The organism is Flavobacterium xanthum (assembly GCF_900142695.1).
Taxonomy (GTDB): Bacteria; Bacteroidota; Bacteroidia; order Flavobacteriales; family Flavobacteriaceae; genus Flavobacterium; species Flavobacterium xanthum.
Map to the genome: position 1 here is coordinate 1 of NZ_FRBU01000096.1, position 1,416 is coordinate 1,416.

At 33.8% G+C, this 1,416-nt stretch carries 1 protein-coding gene; it reads right to left on the reverse strand.

All coding sequences use genetic code 11. The features are described 5' to 3' along the window. Positions 1 to 1,235 precede the first annotated feature (1,235 nt). On the reverse strand, positions 1,236 to 1,416 hold a 181-nt coding region (locus tag BUC11_RS17095; protein ID WP_217651044.1), incomplete at its 5' end, for a hypothetical protein.

Sequence of the window (1,416 nt, forward strand, 5' to 3'; positions counted from 1 at the left end):
AAATTCGCAAATTTTTTATTTGAGTACTTGGTGTAGTCTTGGTGTAAAAATTAGCCACAGATTCACAGATTTTTTATTTGATTCAATAATTGGTGCATTAGTGGCGTAAAAGTGAACGCCGCAAATTCGCAAATTTTTTATTTGAGTACTTGGTGTAGTCTTGGTGTGAAAATTAGCCACAGATTCACAGATTTTTTATTTGATTCAATAATTGGTGCATTAGTGGCGTAAAAGTGAACACCGCAAATTCGCAAATTTTTTATTTGAGTACTTGGTGTAGTCTTGGTGTGAAAATTAGCCACAGATTCACAGATTTTTTATTTGATTCAATAATTGGTGCATTAGTGGCGTAAAAGTGAACGCCGCAAATTCGCAAATTTTTTATTTGATCACTTGCTGTAGTCGTGGTGTGAAAATTAGCCACAGATTCACAGATTTCTCATTTGATTCAATAATTGGTGCATTAGTGGCGTAAAAGTGAACGCCGCAAATTCGCAAATTTTTTATTTTATCACTTGGTGTAGTCTTGGTGTAAAAATTAGCCACAGATTCACAGAATTTTTATTTGATTCAATAATTGGTGCATTAGTGGCGTAAAAGTGAACACCGCAAATTCGTAAATTTTTTATTTGAGTACTTGGTGTAGTCTTGGTGTAAAAATTAGCCACAGATTCACAGATTTCTTATTTGATTCAATAATTGGTGCATTAGTGGCGTAAAAGTGAACGTCGCAAATTCGCAAATTTTTTATTTGAGTACTTGGTGTAGTCTTGGTGTAAAAATTAGCCACAGATTCACAGATTTTTTATTTGATTCAATAATTGGTGTATTAGTGGCGTAAAAGTGAACGCCGCAAATTCGCAAATTTTTTATTTGAGTACTTGGTGTAGTCTTGGTGTGAAAATTAGCCACAGATTCACAGATTTTTTATTTGATTCAATAATTGGTGCATTAGTGGCGTAAAAGTGAACACCGCAAATTCGCAAATTTTTTATTTGAGTACTTGGTGTAGTCTTGGTGTGAAAATTAGCCACAGATTCACAGATTTTTTATTTGATTCAATAATTGGTGCATTAGTGGCGTAAAAGTGAACACCGCAAATTCGCAAATTTTTTATTTGAGTACTTGGTGTAGTCTTGGTGTGAAAATTAGCCACAGATTCACAGATTTTTTATTTGATTCAATAATTGGTGCATTAGTGGCGTAAAAGTGAACGCCGCAAATTCGCAAATTTTTTATTTGATCACTTGCTGTAGTCGTGGTGTGAAAATTAGCCACAGATTCACAGATTTCTCATTTGATTCAATAATTGGTGCATTAGTGGCGTAAAAGTGAACGCCGCAAATTCGCAAATTTTTTATTTTATCACTTGGTGTAGTCTTGGTGTAAAAATTAGCCACAGATTCACAGAATTTT